At 31.9% G+C, this 18,344-nt stretch carries 19 protein-coding genes and 1 pseudogene; 15 read left to right on the forward strand and 5 right to left on the reverse strand.

The window, feature by feature from the left end; translation table 11 throughout:
• Positions 1-14: 14 nt before the first annotated feature.
• Positions 15-869, reverse strand: a complete 855-nt coding sequence (locus NMU03_RS06010; protein WP_290141743.1) for a PRD domain-containing protein — start codon at positions 867-869, stop codon at positions 15-17.
• 227 nt (positions 870-1,096) lie between these two features.
• Between NMU03_RS06010 and NMU03_RS06015 the strand changes: the two genes are divergently transcribed.
• The gene (locus tag NMU03_RS06015) at positions 1,097-2,542 is read left to right on the forward strand and encodes a DDE-type integrase/transposase/recombinase (RefSeq protein ID WP_290141744.1); all 1,446 of its coding nucleotides are present in this window, start codon (positions 1,097-1,099) and stop codon (positions 2,540-2,542) included.
• Between the two features lie 679 nt (positions 2,543-3,221).
• Here NMU03_RS06015 and NMU03_RS06020 read toward each other — a convergent pair.
• The gene (locus NMU03_RS06020) at positions 3,222-4,784 is read right to left on the reverse strand and encodes a DDE-type integrase/transposase/recombinase (RefSeq protein WP_290141745.1); all 1,563 of its coding nucleotides are present in this window, start codon (positions 4,782-4,784) and stop codon (positions 3,222-3,224) included.
• A gap of 206 nt (positions 4,785-4,990) precedes the next feature.
• Here NMU03_RS06020 and NMU03_RS06025 point away from each other — a divergent pair, with 206 nt between their 5' ends.
• Positions 4,991-6,328, forward strand: coding sequence for an ATP-binding protein (locus NMU03_RS06025; protein ID WP_290141746.1), 1,338 nt, complete (start codon positions 4,991-4,993; stop codon positions 6,326-6,328).
• Positions 6,329-6,401: 73 nt separating this feature from the next.
• On the opposite strand, the gene NMU03_RS06030 is transcribed toward NMU03_RS06025, so the two are convergent.
• Complete coding sequence (locus NMU03_RS06030) at positions 6,402-8,849, reverse strand: YhgE/Pip domain-containing protein (protein ID WP_290141747.1); 2,448 nt, start codon at positions 8,847-8,849, stop codon at positions 6,402-6,404.
• A 151-nt stretch (positions 8,850-9,000) separates the two neighbouring features.
• Here NMU03_RS06030 and NMU03_RS06035 point away from each other — a divergent pair, with 151 nt between their 5' ends.
• The 13 genes and pseudogenes from NMU03_RS06035 (at position 9,001) to tnpC (ending at position 17,079) form a co-directional block, all read left to right on the forward strand.
• A complete protein-coding gene (locus tag NMU03_RS06035) occupies positions 9,001-9,429 on the forward strand; it encodes an RrF2 family transcriptional regulator (protein WP_290141748.1) in 429 nt (142 codons plus the stop codon).
• Between the two features lie 13 nt (positions 9,430-9,442).
• Positions 9,443-10,477 (forward strand): M42 family metallopeptidase, encoded by a 1,035-nt coding sequence (locus NMU03_RS06040; protein ID WP_290141749.1) that lies wholly within the window; start codon positions 9,443-9,445, stop codon positions 10,475-10,477.
• Positions 10,470-11,237 (forward strand): HAD family hydrolase, encoded by a 768-nt coding sequence (locus NMU03_RS06045; protein ID WP_290141750.1) that lies wholly within the window; start codon positions 10,470-10,472, stop codon positions 11,235-11,237. The genes NMU03_RS06040 and NMU03_RS06045 overlap by 8 nt, the downstream gene beginning before the upstream one ends.
• Before the next feature lie 56 nt (positions 11,238-11,293).
• Entirely contained in the window at positions 11,294-11,839 is a 546-nt protein-coding gene (locus NMU03_RS06050) for a TetR family transcriptional regulator (protein ID WP_290141751.1), read from the forward strand.
• Between the two features lie 51 nt (positions 11,840-11,890).
• Positions 11,891-12,349: pseudogene (locus NMU03_RS06055) on the forward strand (DUF1016 N-terminal domain-containing protein); the annotation flags it as partial.
• 51 nt (positions 12,350-12,400) lie between these two features.
• Positions 12,401-12,946: a PDDEXK nuclease domain-containing protein gene (locus tag NMU03_RS06060; RefSeq protein ID WP_290142292.1), complete on the forward strand. Its 546-nt coding sequence runs from the start codon at positions 12,401-12,403 to the stop codon at positions 12,944-12,946.
• Between the two features lie 234 nt (positions 12,947-13,180).
• Entirely contained in the window at positions 13,181-13,594 is a 414-nt protein-coding gene (locus NMU03_RS06065; RefSeq protein ID WP_290141752.1) for a hypothetical protein, read from the forward strand.
• On the forward strand, positions 13,587-14,729 hold the full coding sequence (locus tag NMU03_RS06070) for an ATP-dependent metallopeptidase FtsH/Yme1/Tma family protein (protein WP_435372933.1): 1,143 nt from the start codon (positions 13,587-13,589) through the stop codon (positions 14,727-14,729). Before NMU03_RS06065 ends, NMU03_RS06070 begins: the two co-directional genes overlap by 8 nt.
• A complete protein-coding gene (locus NMU03_RS18010) occupies positions 14,678-15,337 on the forward strand; it encodes an ATP-dependent metallopeptidase FtsH/Yme1/Tma family protein (protein WP_435372934.1) in 660 nt (219 codons plus the stop codon). The genes NMU03_RS06070 and NMU03_RS18010 overlap by 52 nt, the downstream gene beginning before the upstream one ends.
• 80 nt (positions 15,338-15,417) lie before the next feature.
• Complete coding sequence (gene tnpA / locus NMU03_RS06075) at positions 15,418-15,681, forward strand: IS66 family insertion sequence element accessory protein TnpA (RefSeq protein WP_290138071.1); 264 nt, start codon at positions 15,418-15,420, stop codon at positions 15,679-15,681.
• Positions 15,678-16,025: an IS66 family insertion sequence element accessory protein TnpB gene (gene tnpB, locus NMU03_RS06080; RefSeq protein ID WP_290138069.1), complete on the forward strand. Its 348-nt coding sequence runs from the start codon at positions 15,678-15,680 to the stop codon at positions 16,023-16,025. The genes tnpA and tnpB overlap by 4 nt, the downstream gene beginning before the upstream one ends.
• Positions 16,026-16,091: 66 nt before the next feature.
• Entirely contained in the window at positions 16,092-16,292 is a 201-nt protein-coding gene (locus tag NMU03_RS06085; protein WP_290141753.1) for a hypothetical protein, read from the forward strand.
• A gap of 52 nt (positions 16,293-16,344) precedes the next feature.
• Positions 16,345-17,079: an IS66 family transposase gene (gene tnpC / locus NMU03_RS06090; RefSeq protein WP_290141754.1), complete on the forward strand. Its 735-nt coding sequence runs from the start codon at positions 16,345-16,347 to the stop codon at positions 17,077-17,079.
• Here the strand turns inward: tnpC and NMU03_RS06095 are convergent.
• Both NMU03_RS06095 and NMU03_RS06100 read right to left on the reverse strand, forming a co-directional pair.
• On the reverse strand, positions 17,060-18,025 hold the full coding sequence (locus tag NMU03_RS06095; RefSeq protein WP_353956688.1) for an IS3 family transposase: 966 nt from the start codon (positions 18,023-18,025) through the stop codon (positions 17,060-17,062). The two genes, tnpC and NMU03_RS06095, sit on opposite strands and share 20 nt — an antisense overlap.
• A complete protein-coding gene (locus tag NMU03_RS06100) occupies positions 17,983-18,273 on the reverse strand; it encodes a transposase (protein ID WP_290137672.1) in 291 nt (96 codons plus the stop codon). The genes NMU03_RS06095 and NMU03_RS06100 overlap by 43 nt, the downstream gene beginning before the upstream one ends.
• Positions 18,274-18,344 lie beyond the last annotated feature (71 nt).

Here is an 18,344-nt window from a genome sequence, read left to right on the forward strand (position 1 = left end):
CTGTCTTTTGGAGGTCATGCCCTGTATTGCAGGTTACAATCCTTTCTTACACATATCCTATTAACGTGTAACATTAAATATAATTTTTCATCTTCAGATAATTGTACTTTCCATTTTTCTTCAATATGGTGGCATATTTTAGAAACACATATTTCAATTGAAGGGAACTTATCTACTAAATCTTTATACAAAATATAATTTGCACTATTTATTGTTTTATTATTTCTAATACGTTGAAATAAATATAATAAATGAGTAGCATAACGTGAATAATCAAAAGAATCTTTATCAATAATAATGCGTTGTGTTTGCTCAATAATCTCAGTAACTTCATTAAGCATATCTTCATATTCAAGTCCTGTTGCTTTATTGGCTGTATCTTTAACTTTTAATCTTGAATTGATTAAATTAAGAGCTATTCCTGTTATCTCATCATTAGGCAAATCAATTTCAAACTCTCTCTTTATTTTCTTTAATGCATATTTTCCAATCTTATATTCTAATGGATACATTTGTTGAACTTCATATAATAATGGCATCTTTACAACAATATTTTGTTTTGCTCTTTCTATCGCAAATGCAATATGATCAGCCATCACTAATGTCGCATTACTACTTAAATCATAAGGAAGTTCATTTTTAATTATATCCATGAGACTAGCTGTAAATAAGACTACATCAGCAGGTAAATCCTTTAAGATATTTTGTTCTGAAACTTCAAAATCATAAAAGGTACGCTCTATTTCACTTAAAGATACTTCTCTTGGTAATGATTGAAATCCTAAGCCTTTTCCCATCGCTATTAGTTCTCTACCTTTTCCATCAACACATACCACAACATTATTATTTAACTTTTTTATAGCTTTCATATCATCTCCCCTTCAACTTCAAAGGTAGTGTCAAAAATAGTTAGTTTATTTTTTGAAATAAATTAACCTAAAACCTCATTCTACCTTGGTTTTTTTATATTTTGATTATCTTCCCCTCTTTAATCTTGAAGATAATCTATAAACTTGACCATTTTTCTCTATACAAAAAAGGTAATAGTTCCTATAATTGTAAGTGACCAAACCACAATAAAAGGAGGGCTATTACCATGGTCAAGATTATATCATTAATTATTAAATTTTTAAATATCATTCGTAAATTTTTATTTAAATTAGAATGCTTTCTTTTGAAATTCCTTCCTAATGATTCCAATCCTTCTTCAACCTCTGAGGTTTATAGAAGATTTAAGGTTCATCCTTTGCCTGTCATTGAGCCTGAACATCTTCCCGTATCTTTCAATCAGGCTAAGGCTGATTATGAAGTTAGGCACAACAAACCTTTAAAGCCTGTCTTTAGACACGCTGATAAAATCTATCCTCCAAAGGGAACCGTTTGCCCTCATTGCGGTGCCACTCATGAATATCTTTCCTACAACAACGGTGATAAAAGAACACAGATCAGATGCAAGGTCTGTGAAAAGACTTTCTCTACCCAAAAGACTTATTCTCAGCAGGTTGTAAGAAAATGTCCTCATTGTGGCTGCAAGCTTTCTCATATAAAATCTCGAAATGATTTTGATATTTACAAGTGTACGAATCCAAAGTGCTCTCACTATAAAAACGAACTCAAGAAGCTTTCCAAGGCAGACAAGGCAAAATACAGGCAAAATCCTTCTGCTTTCTCGCTTCATTATATCACTCGTGTCTTCAACGCTTCCTTGGATAGGCTTGAAAAGATTCAGCTTAAAATCGTTCCTTCAAAAGTCGATTTGTCAAGAATCCGCAATTCAAGACATGTCCTTGGTCTTGTTTTGACCTATTACGTGAATTATGGCCTTTCACTCAGAAAAACAGCATTGATTCTATGGGAAGTTCATGACATAAAGATTTCTCATCAGACAATAGCCAATTATGCTCAGGCTGCCAGCCATCTTCTTTTTCCATGGATGGATAATTTCAAGCATGACCTTAACGATTACCAATGTGGCGATGAAACTTATGTCAAGGTTCTAGGCAAGAAAGCCTATGTTTTCTTCATGTGCGATGTCAAGAAGAAGATCATCACTTCCTATAGAATATACATGAAGCGTGATACATTCAGTGCCATTGATGCCTTCTATTCCGTATTAAGAAAATTCAGTGAGATACCTGAAAATCTTGAGTTTGTGGTTGATGGCAATCCCATATACAAGGCTGCACAGCAGTATTTTCAGCTCAAACGTATCTTTTTCAAGGTAACGCAGGTGATTGGGCTTACGAATGATGATCCTGTTTCCATGGAACATCGTCCTGCCAAACAAATCATCGAAAGGCTCAATAGAACATTCAAATATTCATACGCTGTCAAAAATGGCTTCAATTCACTTGAAGGTGCCAATGATTTCATGTGCCTGTTTACGACATATTTCAACTTTCTAAGAAATCATACAAGTCTAGGATACAGACCTCCAGTTAAACTGGATTGTCTTAAAAAGACGCATAATATGCCAAGTAAATGGAACATACTGTTGGATGAAGCATTGAATTACTTCATAGAATCAACCATGGAATTCTAGTTATGAAAAAATTTTATTTTTTCATAACTTATTTGACACTACCACTTCAAAAAATCCTCAAGGCAACTATTTTAGGTATTAGTCATGCCTCGAGGAGTAACAATCTAAAAATTATATTTAATTTATATTATGCATCTCAGTAATGCCTACTTAAAGTAACAATCTTCTATGCACTTTTATTATAATTCTAAAAAATAGACGTGTCAACCAAAAAATTTTTATATTTTATATTATTCTCTGGATACAATCATTATCCTCTTTAAACTTTGGAAAACATTCTTTTTATAGCTGAATACAAAAATAGAAATATTTCTTCCCATCTTGTCTTGATATATCAAAAAAAGAAAAAATGTGAGAAAAATACTAAAAAATAGATGTAAAAATGTGTATAATGAAGTTAAAAATATAGGTAAAATTGTGAAAAGCATATACAAATATTGAAATGGTAAAAAATTTTATGATACAATAATTCATAGGTAGAGTAAAAAATCTATGAAAGTTTTACTCTTTGCAACTTTATAAAGTGTACGATGACTCTGGCAGGATGCATTTATTTGAAAATCTTTCTTTGTCTTTTCCCAAAATTTACGGACTGCCATCTTTCCAATAAAAAAAGCCCATTTTTGGGCGCAATGAGGGTATCGTTTCTCACGTCATTTTTTTAAAAATGGTGAACTTTCTATGCTGCGTGATATTGTGAGCTGTACTCGATAAGTTGCAGCCATCTGTCAGGCATAAGCATATCCTTTTTGAACAGACCGTCATCAACAGGCGTCTTATAGTTCAGTGCTGAATGCCTTCTTAAGAAATTGAAGAAGCATACAAACAGGACCATATAACTATTTGCACATTCAAGCCTGTCATAGCCATTTGTTCCCTGATAGTTTTGCTTGTATGTCCTGTTGAGGCGCTCCTCAATCTGCTTGAAAGGTCTGTATTTCTGTGATTCCTCATCAAGATTCTTTACACCGATGACCTGATGCAGGTCAAACTTGATTCCATTGATTTCAAAGAAAACCTGTGCTGCATTATAGATTGGATTCCCATCTGTTATAAGAGTCATGTCATCTGGGATTTCACTGTAATGACTTAGACACTCATAAATAGATGTACAGGCACATTTTGTATCTCTTACGGGATAAATTGTGTAAGAAGTGATGATCTTTGTCTTGGGATCAGACCAGAAGAACACGTAATGATTCTTGCCTCTTATCTTAATATAGGTTTCATCGCCGGACAATATGGAGCCAAGCCTGTATGGATACCTGTCAACAAGAGGCTTGACTAGACGTGATACAGTTGTCGCATAGTTGATGACTGTCTGGTGTGATATTTTAAAGCCATGGACTTCCCTGATGATCAGTGCAGTCTTTCTTGAAGAAAGACCATAGTTGACGTAATAGGTCAATGCCAATCCAAGGATTCTGTGATCAAAATGAATTCTTGAAAGATTGACAGGAGTTGTGATGTTTTCTTCAGCCTTTTTAAGACTGTCAAGATTGAACTTGAAGTCACGATAGTGATAGCGAAGCCTGTACTGATTGCTTGAAGTCAGAAGGTGTTCTCCCTTTCCTTCATCGACAAGCTTTTTGTTTTTGATGTAATAGGGGCATTTCATGCTTGGGCATACAAAAACAAGATATCCCTGGCGGTCGTGCTTCATATCAAGCTTTTTGCCACAATGAGGACAGAAGATGCCCGTTTCACCGGAAAGAGAGATCTTCAGGGAGAATGTCTGGCAGCATACCTTGCACATGAACTGACCGCGACCATTGTTGTCATAGATATATTCATGAGGAGCACCACAAAAAGGGCAGACACCCTTAAAGTCAAAATTATTGTTTCTTCTGTTGACAGGCTTGATAGGACGACCATCCTTTAATGCATTTCTAAGAATATCTTCAAAACTCAGCTGAACAGGTGCTTCCTTTTTGAAGACAGGAGGCTCGTCAATTTTAAAGTCGGCATAAGGAATGGTATGATCATTCTTATTGGATTTCTTTAATTTCTTAAACTCTTTTTTAAGAGTGGGATTGATGTGTTTATCAAAGAAATCAATCATCCAGTCGAGATGGATTGTCACCTGCTCAAGGTGATAAATAAAATCAGAGGAATTAAGATGATACTCAACAGAATGAGGGATAGACTTTATCAACTGAAAGAAATCAATATATTTGGAAAACTTAAAGTTAGATTTAGAAAAAGAATTTAAATTATTTAAGATATGTGTTATAGTATTCATGTGAAATATCCTTTCGTTAGATTTTGTGTAAAGAATACTATAACATGGATATTTCACTTTTTTAATACAAATTTTAGAGAAATAGTAAAAAAATAAGAATACAAATTATTATTAAAATAGAACAAATAAAACAAATCAAGAGTAGTGCATTTGTGTTGTCATATAGCAACTTTTGACACTACCAATTCATACAGGAGGCGAGTATAATGGAAAGACTAAGAAGAAAAGTTGATGATTTTCTAGAAGAATGGAAACAAAAGGATAATAGAGATCCTCTAATTATAAAAGGTGCTCGTCAAATTGGCAAAACTGAGGCCATTGAACATTTTGCAAGAAAACATTATAAATCAGTCATAGAGATTAATTTTGTTCTTCAAAAGCAGTATAAGACCATCTTTGATGATGGATTTGATGTTGATACTATCATAAAAAATATTTCCTTGATTAATCCTGATTTTCAATTTATCGAAGGAGAAACGTTATTTTTCTTTGATGAAATACAAGACTGTATCAATTGTGCAACAAGTTTAAAATCATTCATGCTTGATAAAAGATATGATGTTATCTGTTCAGGTTCACTGATGGGAATCAATTATAGAGAAATTGAATCAAACAGTGTTGGATATAAACAGGATTATGATATGTATTCTCTTGATTTTGAGGAGTTTTTATGGGCCAAAGGGTACAAAAATGAACAAATTGAAAATTTTTTACTAAAAATGTTAAAAACTGAGCCTTTATCACAATTGGAATATGATATTCTTTTAGAAAATTTTAGAGAATATATGGTTTTAGGAGGTATGCCTAGAATAGTCTTTACTTTTGTCAAACAGAAAAATTACAGCGTAACACTCCAAATGCAAAAACAACTGCTGTTGGATTATGAAGAAGATATAACAAAGTATGCTGGAGGATTGGATAAAGGAAGAATCTTGGATGTATATAGAAAGATTCCTGCATTTTTAGGAAATGACAACAAGAGATTCAAAATTTCTAAAGTACGAAGAAACGCTAGAAATAGAGAATATGTAGGGGTAGTAGACTGGCTATCAAATGCTGGTATTGTCAATCTTTGTTATTGTATGGAAACACCATCCTTACCATTAGGTGGCAACTATAATCCTGATGCCTACAAGATTTATTTTGGAGATACAGGATTGTTGATTGGTTCATTAGACGATGAAGTTCAGGAGGACCTTCGCTACAATAAGAACTTTAATACTTATAAAGGCGCAATCTATGAAAATGTCGTTGCAGATATGCTTGTCAAACAGGGATATAAATTGTACTTTTATAGAAATGAAAGAAATACGCTTGAAATAGATTTTATGATAAGAGATGCGACTTCATTAATTCCAGTTGAAGTGAAAGCCAATGATCAAGCGACAGCTTCCTTAAACAGATTAATAAAAAGCAATAAATATTCTGATATTCACTTTGGAATAAAACTTGCAAATAAGAATATAGGATTTAATGAACAATTCTATACATTTCCATATTTTCTAGCTTTCTTATTAAAAAGATTTCTAAAAGAGAGAACATAAAAAATAGAGCGAAATATCGTTTCTATTTTTTTGTTTTAAATAAAAAAGATAATGATAAAAACTATCATTACCTTTATTCATTTACTTTTTCAAAGGCTTGAGGGATAAGATGATGATCTTCTTTATTTTTATAACGATAATAAAGAATTGTTAATAATGAACAAATAATCAATATTCCTACAAAAACAATCATTTCTGTTGTGATTGTCGCATTTGACATACTAATGACTTTTCTAAAGCCATCAACACTATACGTATAAGGTACAAATGGATGAATTACTTGATAAAAGACACTAGATGTTTCTAATGGATATGTTCCTGCTGAACCACCTAAATTAATAATCATAAAGACAAGCAATAAAAATTCTCCAATATATCCTGTTGTCAATGACAACAACATCACAAGTGACATAAATGCTGCTGATACAATAATCGCAAAAACATATGTCATGAATAATTGTTGAGGTTCAAATCCACATATCCATCTTAAACTTGTGATTAAAACAATAGCCGCTATTGTGGAAACACTATACATGACAGAAGCTTTTGATAACCAATATCGAAATGGTGAAGATGCTTTTTCAATACCTTTTCTAATGGGATACATTAATGTCCATGCGAGAGCTGCGACATATAATGCGACACTCATCATATAAGGTGCCATTGCGTGTCCATTGTTTTCTACAACTGAAATTTCTTGATGTGACGTTTCGACTGGAGCTGACATCATCTCAAAAGTTTGTTCACCAACATCAAGACTAGCTTTTTCTACACCTTTGGCTAGACTTTCATCTAAAGTTTGCAATCCTTCTTGAAGCGTTTCTAATCCAGTTGTTAGTGTTTGGGAACCATCACTTAATTGCCAAGCACCATCTTTGATTTGCGTTGAGCCTTGACTTAATTGTGCAGAACCATCCATTAATGTTTCATTATTTGAAACAATTTGTGAAGTTCCTGCATATAATGTCTTTACTCCTTGATCTAATTGTTGAATACCATTTATCAAATCTGGTGTTTGATTAGTCAATGTTGATAAACCATCAACCATTTGTTGACTCCCATTTAATAAAACTTGATTTTGATTTTCTAATTGTTTTAATCCATCGTGAATTTGCGTTACACCACCCATATAACTTTGAAAACCAGGCATCAATGTTTTTTCAAAAGAAGTTTTTAAAGATTCTAAATTCGTTTGAATTGTTTGACTTCCTGTTTCTAGTTTTTGAGTATTTTCATAAACCTGTGTCAATCCAGTGCTCAATTGATTGATAGCTTTCTGATTTCCACTGGTAACAGTTTTAACCAAACCACTATAAGAATAATGAGTTAATAAATATTGAGCAGTTTGATTATTTGGAACGATTTGCATAGCTTGATCTGAATTCAATGGATTATTCATCCAACTCTGTGCTATTGATGAATCTTTGGAAAGAATTTGATTCATCAAAGTGGTTGCTTGATTTAATGAATCATTTGCTTGACTTGCAGCTGTTATTTTTTCAACATTCGCTGATGATAAAGTATTCGCTAATGTTTGATTAAGCTGTGTTAAACCTTGAGAAACTTGTGCATTTCCTTCAACAAGCTGACTCACACCTTGTTCAAAGGCATCCATTCCTTGATTTAATTGTGTTTGATTTTCAGTAAGTTGCTTTGCTCCTTGATAAGCTTGTTCAACGCCATTTGTATATTGTTGTAGTCCTTGATTCAATGAAACAGAACCTTTTGATAATTGTTGTGTTCCATTATACAAGGGTTGTGTTGATTGACTCAATGTATCTAAACCTGTTTTTAAGGAATAAACACCTTGATGAACAGTCAATACACCATCAGTATAATCTTCTAATCCTTCAGTGAGTGTATAAGCTCCATCTTCAAAAGTCAGTGAACTGCTAGCTAAAACTTTTAAATTATCTGAAATTAACTGGTTGCCATCAACTAATTGTTCTGTCCCATTAACCATTTGTGTGGTTCCATCATTGGCTTCTTTTAATCCATCTGTTAAAGTAGACACTTGCTCAAAAATAGTTTGTGCATATGTTTTGGTAACAGTTTGAGAAACTTCTGTTTTTATTTTTTCAATTGCTGAATCATCCATTTTAGAAGCAATATAATTACTTCCAGGATTTGTCGTATATTGCAGTTTCATCTTTTGAGGCTGTTGATCTAAAAGAGTTGTCGCATTTTGTGAGAAATCTTCTGGTATATGAATAATCATATAATATTTCCCATTCTTTAAACCTTCCTGTGCCTCTTGTTCATCCACAGTTTGAAAATCCATACTCTGATTTTCATTAAGATTCTCTACCAGTTCCTTTCCAACTTCTAATGTTTGATTTCCATATGTGACTGGCTGATCTTGATTGACAAGGGCTACTGGTATATTCCCAGTGTTGCCATAAGGATCCCACATAGACCCTAAAAAGATACATGCATATAAACTTGGAATAAGAATAATCGCTATTAAAACAATTTTCATCCAAGTCTGATGAAAAATATTTTTCCATTCCTGCTTAAGCATAAAATTCCTTCTTTCTTTTATTCTTTAGATATTAAATATCCATAGATATTAAATATCTAAGATTTATTATATGAATTTCCAAATATTTGTCAACTCTTTTAGATACAAAGTCTTGATTTTCTGTTAAAATAGAAAAGAAGGTGATGAAAATATGAAGATTAGAAAAAGTTTTGAACAAGCAATATGCATATTACTTTTAATTGGTGCTCACGAAAAACCTATTAAAAGTCATGAATTAAGTGAAAAATTACTTGTATCTGATTCTTATTTAAAAAAAATCACCAGACAACTGGTTGTAGCTGGTTTTATTGCATCTATGGCTAATAAACGTGGTGGTTTTGCTTTAACTAAACCCCTTGATCAAATATCTTTATTAGATATTTTTGAAGCTATGGAAGGTAAAGAACCTTTTGTTAAAACAACCCATTTAGTAGATAAAGTCTTTGATCCTCATTTAAGAGTAAAAGAAACAGAAGATTTTATTGTTGATTATTTAAATGCGGCTGAAAAACAGTATAAAGAAAAGTTAAAAGAAATTACTTTATCTCAAATTATTGAAGCTGCCCATCAAAAAGAATAAAAGGAGATTTTTTATGAATGAATATATACTTTCTATTTTAAAAGATATTATGGCAATTGATAGTCCTTCAGGATATACAAAAGAAGTGATTCAATATTGTCAAAACGAAGCTAAAAATTTAGGTTTTCAAACAAAATTAACTCAAAAAGGAAATTTACAAGTTTTTGTAGAAGGACAAGATAATTATACAATTGGTTTTTGTGGACATGTTGATACACTTGGATTAATGGTAAGAAGTATTAAAGAAGATGGAACATTAGCTTTTACTAATGTTGGTGGTCCTATTATTCCTACACTAGATGGTGAATATTGTCGTATTATCACAAGAGATCATCAAGTTTATACAGGAACTATTCTTTCTAATTCACCAGCTGCTCATGTTTATAAAGATTCTAAAGATAAAGAAAGATCTTGTGATACAATGCATATTCGTATTGATGAAATGGTGAAAACAAAAGCTGATGTTCAAAAATTAGGAATTAATAATGGTGATTATATTGCGATTGATCCTAAAACAACGATTACCGACTCTGGTTTTATCAAATCACGTTTCTTAGATGATAAAATGAGTGTAGCCATTTTATTTGGTGTTTTAAAACATCTTTCACAAAATCAAATAAAACCTCAACATAATCTTTATTTTATGATTTCTACATTTGAAGAAGTTGGTCATGGAAGCAGCTATATTGATAGCCAAGTTGATGAATTAATAGCGGTAGATATGGGTTGTATTGGTGAGGATTTAGCTTGTAAAGAATATGATGTCAGCATTTGTGCAAAGGATTCAAGCGGTCCTTATGATTATGATATGACTTCTACTTTTATTAGTCTTGCAAAAGAACATCAACTACAATACGCTGTGGATATTTATCCATTTTACAGCAGTGATGTTTCAGCTGCTTTAAGAGGTGGACAAAATATTAAAGGTGCATTAATTGGACCTGGTGTTCATGCAAGTCACGGTATGGAAAGAACACATATTCAAGCTGTTGAAAATACATATCAGTTAATTTTAGCTTATATCAACAAAGGAGAAAATCATGGATAGAAAATTATTATTATTTGATGTAGATGGAACATTAGTCAGTTATGATGGCACTATCCCTCAAAGTTGTATTGATGCTTTAAAACAAGCCAAAGACAAAGGACATTATATTTTTGTTGTGACAGGAAGAACACGCAATCGTGCTACAGTTGGAAATATCGATGTCAGTGGTATTATTTGTGGTAATGGTGCTTATATTGAATGTGAAGGAGAAGTCTTAAAAGATAAAAAACTTTCATTAGAGCAAGTCAAAGAAATCACTGATTATTTAGATAGTCATGATATATGTTATTTTATGGAAGGTAATGATGGTTTATATGGTTCTCATGATTTTGAAACAAGAGCTGTTCCAACTTATCAAAAATATGGACATTCAGGAACACCAAAGATTCGTGAAATTTATCCAATGATGGAATTTCCTGAAAGCATGTATCAAGAAAACATTACAAAAATTAATTATGTTTTAAATACATATCAAGATTATCTTGATTTTAAAGCCCATTTTCCTCAATTCCAATGTTTAACTTGGGGTGGACAAGGTGAAGATGCTTTATTTGGAGATTGTGCTTTACCTCATATTGATAAAAAGATGGCTATTGAACAATTGATTGAATATCTTGATATGGATAAACAAGATATTTATGCTTTTGGTGATGCTGAAGTGGATATCCCTATGTTTCAATGTGCGGGAACAAGTATTTGTGTAGGCAGTGGTAGAGAAGCAGCAAAAAAGCCGCTGACTATGTCACAAAAGATGTCTTAGATGATGGTATATATGAAGCTTTAAAACATTTCCATTTAATCTAAAGGAGGCATTTTATGTCAACAATTACTAAGGATGCGATGGTCATTGCATTTTTGAAAATAGCTGCACATAAACCCATTGACAACATCACTGTCAAAGATATTGTGACAACTTGTGGTATTGCCAGACAAACATTCTATTATCATTTTCAAGATATTTTAGAAGTCATTGAATATGCTTTACAACAACAAGGAGAAATTCTTCTTCAAAAAACATTAGATGCGCCTACACTGAAAGATGCTTTACGTATTTTTGTTTCAACACTTGATGATAAACCTGAGATTATCAACAGATTTCTACAAACTCATAAATATGATCAAGTCAGACAATTGCTGTTATCAGCTGTAAAAACTTATTTTCAAAATTTAATTTATTTAAGAAATGTTCTACCTGATTTAACGCAATCCCAAATTGATATCGTTGTTACATTTTATTCATCTGCTATTATTGGAACATTGATGGAATATAGTGAAAAGAAAAATGTTGATTTAGATACTCTTACAAATGATTTATATGATCTTCTATGTGGAAAGTATATTCCTGATATTGAAAATAAATAGAAATGCTATATATCATTACAAAAAGGGATGAAAGTGATGAATAATAATTTAATGGATTTTAATCACCTTTTTGAAGTTAAAAAGGCTGAAGATATATTATCAGATTTAAAGTACATTATTGATGCATCACAAAAAAATGCATATCAGGCTGTTAATGTTGCTTTAGTATATCGTAACTGGCTAATTGGTTATCGAATAGCTGAAGAATCTTTAAATGATGACAATCGTGCAGAGTATGGGGCTGAAATAATTAAAAAATTATCAAAAGAATTGACGAAAATATATGGAAAAGGTTTTGATAGAGTTACTTTGTATCGTTGTTATAGATTTTATAATTTATTTCCAGAAATTGTTGCCACACTGTAGCAACAATCTGAAAAGGTTCTTTCCTGGTCACATTATCGCGTATTAATTCAAGTAGAGGATAAAGTCGCAAGAGATTGGTATGAAAAAGAATCTATCGAACAATCTTGGAGTGTTAGGACTTTACAACGTAATGTTTCATCGCAATATTATTATCGCTTACTCAAATCACAAGTAAAAGAACTAGTGATTGAAGAAATGAAACAATTGACTTCAAAATATCAATACGATAAGTTAGAGTTTATTAAAAATCCAGTCATAGCTGAATTTCTAGGCTTATCTCAAAATACTGATTTTACAGAAACTAATCTTGAAAAAAATATTATTTCCAATCTTCAAAAATTCTTGATGGAACTTGGTAAAGGATATGCCTTTGTCGCTAGACAACAACATATTCATACAGAAAAACAAGATTATTTTATTGATTTGGTTTTCTATAACTACTATTTAAAATGCTTTGTGCTTATTGATTTGAAAACAAGCAAAGTTACACATCAAGATGTAAGACAAATGGATATGTATGTTCGTATGTATGATGAATTAAAGAGAACAGATGGAGATAATCCAACAATTGGCATTATTCTTTGTACCGATACAGATGAAGATATTGCGTGTTATTCAATTTTAAAAGGAAACGAACAGTTATTCGCAAGTAAATATAAATTGTATTTACCAACTGATGAAGAATTAAGAGCTGAAATTAAAACGCAAAAGACAATATTCAAATTACAACATAATAAATAAGTCATAACGACAAAAAACAATCAAAAATAACGTTCTAAAAAAGATGAAATTTGATGCAAAAAAGTATAAATAAACCAAAATCAATATCATAAACAAACAATAAATTTTAGACAGAAATTGACAAGTGTAAAAATTTGTGACACTTGTCTTTTTTTGTCATGTCACATCAACAATTCTGATTATGTTCATTCATAAATAAAGATGATATAACATCATTGTAAGGAGGTCATAAAGATGGATATGCAAAATCATTTATTTGCGATTAAGCTGTATGAACTACAACAAAACGCTTTGCTTCTTGAAAGTAGAATTCGCTTATGTCAAAAAGCATCTTATCAGGAAATTCTAAGTGAAAAAGAAAAAATCAAAAAAGAGTTAGAAGAAAATGAATTGATTTTAAAAAATCAAATTCAAAGCGGACGTTTTACAGGTGTTAAAGAATTTGCGAGAGCACAGGAAGAATATTGTGAACATGTTGATCAAATACTTAAACAAATGACAAATACGAGAGATCAAACGGAAATGCTTGCTTTATGTGGAGAATATTCTATTGATCTTGCGATTCAAGCTATGCGTTATGCATTATTATCAGTTTATAATGCGATGGAATCACAATATAAAGAAAAGGAGGAAAATGAAAATGAATGAAGTGAAACAACCTAAAAAGCCGTTAATTTATTATTATGGAATTGTGATGTTGATTTTAGTTTTATTGAATTTTATCGCATTTCCTTATTTAGCTCAAAGACAAATTAAGGAAGTTGATTATAGTACTTTTATTGAATTAACAGAAAACAAAGAAATTGAACAAGTTGAAATTCAAGATAATCAAATCTTATTTACACAAAAAGATGATAATCATGTTTATAAAACAGGAATTATGAATGATCCCCAATTAGTCGATAGACTTTATGAATATGATGTTGTGTTTACAAGTGAAATTGTAGAAGAAATGTCACCACTTCTAAGTATTTTACTTTCTTGGGTATTACCTTTATTAATCTGTATAGGTATTGGTCAAATATTCTCAAAGAAATTAATGGATAAAGCCGGTGGTGGACATAATGCCATGTCTTTTGGTATGGGTAAATCTAATGCAAAAATATATGTGAAATCTTCTGAAGGTATTAATTTTAGTGATGTGGCTGGAGAAGATGAAGCCAAAGAAAATTTAGCTGAAATTGTTGATTATTTACATAATCCTCAAAAATATAAAGAAATTGGAGCATCTATGCCAAAAGGTATTTTACTTGTAGGTCCTCCAGGTACTGGAAAAACAATGCTTGCGAAAGCTGTAGCTGGTGAAGCCAATGTTCCTTTCTTTTCAATGTCAGGTTCTGAGTTTGTAGAAATGTTTGTGGGTATGGGTGCTTCTAAAGTACGTGATTTATTTAAACAAGCAAAAGAAAAAGCACCGTGTATCATTTTTATTGATGAAATAGATGCTATTGGAAAGAAACGTAATGGAAATATTGGTGGTAATGATGAAAGAGAACAGACCTTAAATCAATTATTAACAGAGATGGATGGTTTTGAAGGGAATAATGGTGTTATCATTTTAGCAGCAACCAATAGACCTGAATCTCTTGATCCAGCTTTAACACGTCCAGGACGTTTCGATCGACGTGTTCCAGTTGAATTACCTGATTTAAAAGGACGTGAAGAAATCTTAAAAGTTCATGCGAAAAAATTAAAACAGAACCAAATATTGACTATAATAAAATCGCTAGAATGGCTTCTGGCGCTTCTGGTGCTGAACTTGCAAATATTGTCAATGAAGTAGCATTACGTGCTGTTAGAGATCATCGTCAATATGCAACTCAAAGTGATTTAGAAGAAAGTATTGAAGTTGTTATAGCTGGTTATCAAAAGAAAAATGCTATTTTAACAGACAAAGAAAAATGGACTGTTGCTTATCATGAAATTGGACATGCTTTAGTTGCGGCTAAACAAACAAACTCTGCTCCTGTACAAAAAATCACTATTATTCCACGTACTTCTGGTGCATTAGGTTATACAATGCAAGTTGATGAAGGCAATCATTATTTAATGACAAAAGAAGAAATTGAAAATAAAATAGCTACTTATACAGGTGGTCGTGCTGCTGAAGAAATTGCCTTTCATACAATTTCCACTGGTGCTTCTAATGATATTGAACAAGCCACAAAATTAGCACGTGCTATGATTACCCGTTATGGTATGAGTTTAGACTTCGATATGGTCACTCTCGAAACACAAACAAATCAATATTTAGGTGGCGATACAACACTTGCATGTTCTAGTGAAACGCAAAAGGAAATTGATAAACAAGTCATTGCCTTGATTAAAAAACAACATGCAAAAGCTATTCAAATCTTAAAAGATAATAAAGATAAACTTGATGAATTGTAAGCGTCAAATGAAATAGCACTGATATTTATAAAACAAATCATATAAAATGTAACTACCAATTGAAAAGGAGGTTTAGCTACATGAAATATGATTGGAAAAAGATCATTGATGATCAGCTGAACAGTGGACTCACTGTTAATAAATACTGTGATGAACATCATCTTGCTCTCAGCTCTTTCTATAAAAATAAAAGGAAGATTCAAAAGGATTCGGTTTCTACTGATATCTTTCTGCCTGTTGGAGTTATTGATGACATGCCAACACTTGTATCGATGAATATTGATGGTCATACTGTTGAATTTGATTCTTCATTGCTTGATAAAGTCATTGGTGCATTAAAATGATCATTAACACCGATGAAATCAAGAATATATATGTTTCAAGCCATTATGTTGATATGCGAAAGTCGATTGATGGTTTGACACAGATCGTGAATCTTCACTTTCAGATGAATGTTCTTGATCATAGTTTGTTTATCTTTACAAACAAAGCCAGAAACAGGATCAAGATACTCTATTATGAATCCAATGGTTTCTGGCTGTTTATCAAAAGACTTGAACATGGCAGGTTCAAGATTGAAGAACATGATGATTCCAATACAAGAAAAATAACTTCCACTCAGCTCAACTGGCTTCTGGAAGGCCTTGAATTTGAAGAAAAATTCAAAGAAAAACAGCTTCTCATCTAATAATTCATATTGAAATATGGTACAATACTATTCGTTGAATTATTAAGATATGGAGTGAATTATACAATGAATCTGAGAAATCTAAGTCAGGAAGAACTAATCAAAAAAATCAATATGCTTGAAGAAAGAATCAAAAGACAGGATAACGAGATCAATGTTTTAAGTGAACAGTTAAACTGGTACAGTCAGCAGATCAGACTTCAGCAGAAGAAGCTTTTGGTTCATCATCAGAAAAAACTGTTCTTCCTGACCAGATTTCTCTTTTGATGAAATTGAAATTGAATCAACTCCAATCAAAGCAGAGCCAAAACTTGAAGAAGTGACATATAAACGAAAAAAGAAAAACAATAAACGTGGCATTGATATTTCATCATTACCCGCTGTAACAAAGATTTATGATCTAGAAAACAAGAACTGTCCTGACTGTGGTGAACCATTAAGAAAGATTGGTGAAAACATCAGAAAAGAACTTGTCTATTATCCTGCAAGGTATGAAGTTATTGAGCATGTTCAATATGTCTATACCTGTGACAGATGTGAGGAAGATTCATTAAAATCAAAAATATTCAAGGCAGATATGAAAGCTTCTGTTATCTATAAGAGTTTTGCATCACCATCACTTTTATCATATATTATTGATAATAAATTCAATAAGGCATTGCCTTTATACAGACAGGAAGTGATGTTCAATCAGATTGGATTGAAACTATCAAGACAGACAATGGCCAACTGGATGATCAAGCTTCATGATGAATATTTCAAAAGAATGACTGATTATATGCATAAGACACTTCTTCAAAGTGAATATCTGCATGCGGATGAAACAACAAATCAGGTTTTGAATGTTCCAGACCAGAAACCAACAACAAAATCCTATATGTGGGTATACAAGACAGGACGAAGTGAAGACAAGCAAATTGTTCATTTCATTTATGAAAACACAAGAGGTCATGAACATGCAAAGAAACATCTTGAAGGATATCATAATATACTTCAGACAGATGGATTGGTACTATGTCAAGATTTCGGACAACTTAAATTGCAGAATTTGTAATAAAAGTTGTTTGATTTTTGTTAGTCACTGCTAACATATAGTTTTTCTCGTATTCGTTGGGTGACTGATACCCACAATGTGAATGAATCCTTATTGTATTGTAGAATCCCTCTATGTATTCAAATACAAGTTGATATGCTTCTTCATAATTCATTATCTTATAAAAATTCAACCACTCCCTTTTGATTAATGCATGAAATGATTCTATACAGGCATTATCCCATGGTGTTCCTTTTCTTGAGTAACTTGTTACAAATCCTTCTGTCATCTCCTGATATTTAGTTGATGTGAACTGCACGCCCCTGTCACTTTGCACCACTAATGGTTTTTCTACCTTCCTTCTTTCCTTTGCCTTTTCAATACTTTTTAGAACTTCATCTGTTTCCATCGTTTTTGTCAGCACCCATGATATGATTTTTCTTGAGTATAGGTCCATGACGCTTGTCAAATAGACAAAGCCTTCATCAACTGTTCTTATATAAGTTATATCTGTACACCAGGCACAATCAGGTCTTGATGGATTAAAATGTCTATTGAGCAGATTTTTAAGCCTTGAAGAGAAATCCTCACTTATTGTTGTTTGAACGTATGGCTTTACATATCTAGCCTTCCAGCTGTTTTCTCTCATGATGGAATAAATGTATCTTTGACTGACTTTTTCACCATTTTGATTGAGCATCTCTGTTATTTTTGGTGAGCCATATATTTCATGAGAATTTCTATAAATTTCCTCAACTTTCTTTGTAATTTTTTCTCTTCTTTGTTTTGTATAGCTTGGCTTTCTATTAATGTAATCATAATAACCTGATTTGCTGACATCTAACTGTTTTAGCACACTGGAAATCGAAATTGTTGAATCTTTCTTTTTTGATTCTTTAACACTTTCGTAGATGTCCTTTTGGTTTATTTTCCCAGTATGCCAATAGCCTTTTTTAGGATTTCTAATGCATCCTTTGTATCTTTAAGTTCTTTTCTTAATTTGGCTATTTCCTTAGCTTCATCACTTGAATAATTTCCACTTCCTCTTATAATCACTTCATCATTATTTTTCTTGTAACTTTTCATCCATCCACCAATCGTCGTATCATGAATTCCAAATCTTTTTGATACACTTACATATGATTCATCTGGATGATCTAAACAGTACTGAATCACTCCTTCTCTAAAATCTTTATCATAAGTATGTTTTGCCATATGTTTCTTCCTCTCATTCTGTTTGTTTTATAATTCATATGACATTGTACCATCAATGATTTTCTCTGTCA

The sequence above is a fragment of the Allocoprobacillus halotolerans genome (assembly GCF_024399475.1).
GTDB classification, from domain to species: domain Bacteria; phylum Bacillota_I; class Bacilli_A; order Erysipelotrichales; family Coprobacillaceae; genus Allocoprobacillus; species Allocoprobacillus halotolerans.

Coding starts and splice junctions, on each gene's coding strand:
- NMU03_RS06100 (WP_290137672.1), bottom strand. CDS start 18,273: ATGGCAAAACATACTTATGATAAAGATTTTAGAGAAGGAGTGATTCAG.
- tnpA (WP_290138071.1), top strand. CDS start 15,418: ATGAAATATGATTGGAAAAAGATCATTGATGATCAGCTGAACAGTGGA.
- NMU03_RS06030 (WP_290141747.1), bottom strand. CDS start 8,849: ATGCTTAAGCAGGAATGGAAAAATATTTTTCATCAGACTTGGATGAAA.
- NMU03_RS06045 (WP_290141750.1), top strand. CDS start 10,470: ATGGATAGAAAATTATTATTATTTGATGTAGATGGAACATTAGTCAGT.
- tnpB (WP_290138069.1), top strand. CDS start 15,678: ATGATCATTAACACCGATGAAATCAAGAATATATATGTTTCAAGCCAT.
- NMU03_RS06065 (WP_290141752.1), top strand. CDS start 13,181: ATGGATATGCAAAATCATTTATTTGCGATTAAGCTGTATGAACTACAA.
- NMU03_RS18010 (WP_435372934.1), top strand. CDS start 14,678: ATGGCTTCTGGCGCTTCTGGTGCTGAACTTGCAAATATTGTCAATGAA.
- NMU03_RS06025 (WP_290141746.1), top strand. CDS start 4,991: ATGGAAAGACTAAGAAGAAAAGTTGATGATTTTCTAGAAGAATGGAAA.
- NMU03_RS06085 (WP_290141753.1), top strand. CDS start 16,092: ATGAATCTGAGAAATCTAAGTCAGGAAGAACTAATCAAAAAAATCAAT.
- NMU03_RS06060 (WP_290142292.1), top strand. CDS start 12,401: ATGAAACAATTGACTTCAAAATATCAATACGATAAGTTAGAGTTTATT.
- NMU03_RS06020 (WP_290141745.1), bottom strand. CDS start 4,784: ATGAATACTATAACACATATCTTAAATAATTTAAATTCTTTTTCTAAA.
- NMU03_RS06010 (WP_290141743.1), bottom strand. CDS start 869: ATGAAAGCTATAAAAAAGTTAAATAATAATGTTGTGGTATGTGTTGAT.
- NMU03_RS06040 (WP_290141749.1), top strand. CDS start 9,443: ATGAATGAATATATACTTTCTATTTTAAAAGATATTATGGCAATTGAT.
- NMU03_RS06015 (WP_290141744.1), top strand. CDS start 1,097: ATGGTCAAGATTATATCATTAATTATTAAATTTTTAAATATCATTCGT.
- NMU03_RS06035 (WP_290141748.1), top strand. CDS start 9,001: ATGAAGATTAGAAAAAGTTTTGAACAAGCAATATGCATATTACTTTTA.
- NMU03_RS06070 (WP_435372933.1), top strand. CDS start 13,587: ATGAATGAAGTGAAACAACCTAAAAAGCCGTTAATTTATTATTATGGA.
- NMU03_RS06050 (WP_290141751.1), top strand. CDS start 11,294: ATGTCAACAATTACTAAGGATGCGATGGTCATTGCATTTTTGAAAATA.